This is a genomic window from Rhodococcus sp. EPR-157 (assembly GCF_001647195.1).
Classification (GTDB): domain Bacteria; phylum Actinomycetota; class Actinomycetes; order Mycobacteriales; family Mycobacteriaceae; genus Rhodococcoides.
In genome coordinates this window covers 1-2685 of record NZ_LVCV01000680.1, presented here as the reverse complement: position 1 = coordinate 2685, position 2685 = coordinate 1, and the positions used below count along the sequence as shown (strand labels likewise).

At 62.4% G+C, this 2685-nt stretch carries 2 protein-coding genes; both read left to right on the top strand.

Annotation, left to right across the window (positions count from 1 at the left end; all coding sequences use genetic code 11):
• Window positions 1–119 precede the first annotated feature (119 nt).
• Complete coding sequence (locus A2J03_RS29150; protein ID WP_068381644.1) at window positions 120–2405, top strand: carbon starvation CstA family protein; 2286 nt, start codon at window positions 120–122, stop codon at window positions 2403–2405.
• On the top strand, window positions 2389–2577 hold the full coding sequence (locus A2J03_RS29145) for a YbdD/YjiX family protein (protein ID WP_068381641.1): 189 nt from the start codon (window positions 2389–2391) through the stop codon (window positions 2575–2577). The genes A2J03_RS29150 and A2J03_RS29145 overlap by 17 nt, the downstream gene beginning before the upstream one ends.
• Window positions 2578–2685: the final 108 nt, after the last annotated feature.

Here is a 2685-nt window from a genome sequence, read left to right as displayed (position 1 = left end):
TCTTCCGCTCGGCGCAGTTGCGCAACCTTTGATCGCACGTAGGCCGAGAATGGCGTCGGGTGTCACCCCGACGGTTTACAGTGATCGCTGTCACATCACCGATGCTGAAAGCGGTCCCCATGGCATTGAAAGCGGCAGACGATCCGAACATCGAGTTGTTGAAGACCGATGCGGATCTGCCCCCGGTCGGAGTCGTCGACAAGAGTCCGATGACGCCGGCCAAGAGAATTTTGTTCGTCCTCATCGGCCTGCTCGGCGGCGTCGCGTGGACCATCGTCGCGATCGTGCGCGGCGAGAACCCCAACTCGGTCTGGTTCGTGATCGCTGCTGTCTGTACGTATATTTTCGCGTTTCGCTTTTACGCCCGATTGATCGAGAACAAGATCGTCCATCCACGAGACGATCGCGCCACACCTGCGGAGATCCTCGAGAACGGCAAGGACTACATGCCGACGGATCGTCGCGTGTTGTTCGGCCACCACTTCGCCGCCATCGCCGGCGCGGGCCCCCTCGTCGGCCCCGTACTGGCAGCTCAGATGGGCTACCTGCCCGGCACGCTGTGGATCATCATCGGCGTCGTGTTCGCAGGCGCCGTGCAGGACTTCCTCGTACTGTGGATCTCGACGCGTCGACGCGGGCGCAGCCTCGGCCAGATGGCCCGCGACGAACTGGGCGTTGTCGGCGGCGTCGCCGCACTCGTCGGCGTCTTCGTCATCATGATCATCCTGATCGCCGTGCTGGCACTCGTCGTGGTCAACGCCCTCGCCGAAAGCCCGTGGGGCGTCTTCTCCATCGCGCTCACCATCCCCATCGCGCTGTTCATGGGTGTCTACCTGCGCTACCTGCGTCCCGGCAAGGTGTCCGAGGTCTCGCTCATCGGCGTTGCGTTGCTTCTCCTGGCCATCGTCTCGGGCGGCTGGGTGGCCGAGACCGAGTGGGGCACCGACTGGTTCACGCTCTCGAAGGTCACCGTGGCCTGGTTCCTCATCGCATACGGCCTCGCGGCGTCGATCCTGCCGGTCTGGCTGCTGCTGGCACCGCGCGACTACCTGTCGACGTTCATGAAGATCGGCACCATCGCACTGTTGGCTGTCGGCATCCTCATTGCCCAACCTGCAATTCAGATGCCTGCAATGACGACGTTCGCAACCGAGGGCAACGGCCCGGCATTCGCCGGCTCGCTGTTCCCGTTCTTGTTCATCACCATTGCCTGCGGCGCACTCTCGGGCTTCCACGCTCTGATCAGCTCGGGTACGACACCGAAGCTGCTCGAAAAAGAAAAGCAGATGCGGATGATCGGGTACGGCGGCATGCTGACCGAATCGTTCGTGGCCATCATGGCTCTCATCACCGCATGCGTTCTGGACCAGCACATCTACTTCGCACTCAATGCCCCAGCGACGCTCACGCAGGGAACCCCCGAGGGAGCAGCGGATTTCGTCAACGGGCTTCCCATCAGCGGTGGCAACATCACCCCCGACGAACTACAGCAGGCAGCTACCGACGTCGGCGAGGAATCCATCATCTCCCGAACCGGCGGCGCGCCGACTTTGGCCTTCGGAATGTCCGAGGTACTGCATCAGGTCTTCGGCGGCACGGGCCTCAAGTCCTTCTGGTACCACTTTGCGATCATGTTCGAGGCGCTGTTCATCCTCACGACAGTGGACGCCGGAACGCGCGTCGCGCGCTTCATGCTCTCCGACAGCATCGGCAACCTGCCGGGTTCGACGGCGAAGAAGTTCAAGGATCCGTCGTGGCGGCCCGGCGCATGGGTGTGCTCGTTCATCGTCGTCGCGGCATGGGGCGCAATCCTTCTCATGGGCGTCACCGATCCGCTCGGCGGCATCAACACGTTGTTCCCGCTGTTCGGCATCGCCAACCAGCTCCTTGCCGCGATCGCTCTGACCGTCGTGATGACGATCGTCGTCAAACGCGGACTGTACAAGTGGGCGTGGATTCCGGGAGTTCCGCTCGTCTGGGACCTCATCGTCACCATGACCGCGTCGTACCAGAAGATCTTCTCCGACATTCCGGCGATCGGCTACTGGAAGCAACACAGCTTGTTCGTGGACGCGAAGAATCAGGGTCTGACCGAGTTCCAGACCGCGAAAACGGCGGAGGCTATCGACGCGGTCATTCGCAACACCTTCATCCAGGGCACGCTCTCCATCATCTTCGCGGTACTCGTGCTGATCGTCGTCGCGGCAGGAACTCTGGTGTGTATCAAAGCAGTACGGGGCGGTGACGTGGAAGACAACGAGGACCCAGAGGTGCCGTCGAAGATCTTCGGCCCCGCAGGGTTCATCCCGACCGCGGCCGAGAAGGAGATCCAAAGTGAATGGAACACGTTGATCGAGGACGGCACCGTCCGAGCGCCGGGCGCCGCACATGCAGGTCATCACTGACATGCGCGGACTCTGGTGGTGGATCACCTCGCTCATGGGCGACAAGGACTACGAACGCTACGTCGCCCACATGAGCAGGGTTCATCCTGGTGAAGCGGTTCCGTCGGAACGACAGTTCTGGCGGGACCGCTACGCGGAGGCCGACGCGAGACCCGGACCCCGCTGCTGCTGACGGTTGACTGCTGACGGGGGAACGGTCGTGTCCGATTTCCGCTAGCAACCCTCGGTCGGCGATGACACAGTGGAGTCCATGGAGTTGGACTTCGGCCGGTGCTATCGC